Origin of the sequence: Phocaeicola sp. RTP21198st1_B8_RTP21198_201120, from assembly GCF_040929485.1 — a bacterium.
Lineage (GTDB): Bacteria > Bacteroidota > Bacteroidia > Bacteroidales > Bacteroidaceae > Phocaeicola > Phocaeicola dorei.
Genome location: NZ_JBCOCI010000571.1, coordinates 1 through 358, shown reverse-complemented (window position 1 = coordinate 358; position 358 = coordinate 1). Strand labels below are relative to the sequence as shown.

Below are 358 nucleotides of genomic sequence, written 5' to 3'. Positions count from 1 at the left end.
AAATGATACTTATCGGTATGGGAGGACTCAATCTGCTGAACAAGGCCGGGCATGAGACTTTGGATGATTTCAAAGCACATCAGCACCCTGAAGCAGGAAACAGCCCAGTGAATTATCGGGTTTATCCTGATGAACCGCTCAATCCACGGATTGTCAATCCTCAGATTAGGTCCAACTGTCTGATTGCTACAATAGACAAGGTTCCTTGCAGCATCACTTTGCCGGATAAAGTTGTGGATGCCTATCAGCAGGGAGCTTTACCTCTCAACACACTTGCAAATGCAATACTGGTCAAGAATGACCAGATGCGTCAGATTGCTTCTGAAAACTATGAAGTAAGCGAACGGCAAACAGTAGC

Annotated in this window: 1 pseudogene; it reads left to right on the top strand. The window is 45.5% G+C overall.

Annotated features, from left to right (window positions below):
- Positions 1–358: pseudogene (locus AB5935_RS28190) on the top strand (hypothetical protein); the annotation flags it as partial.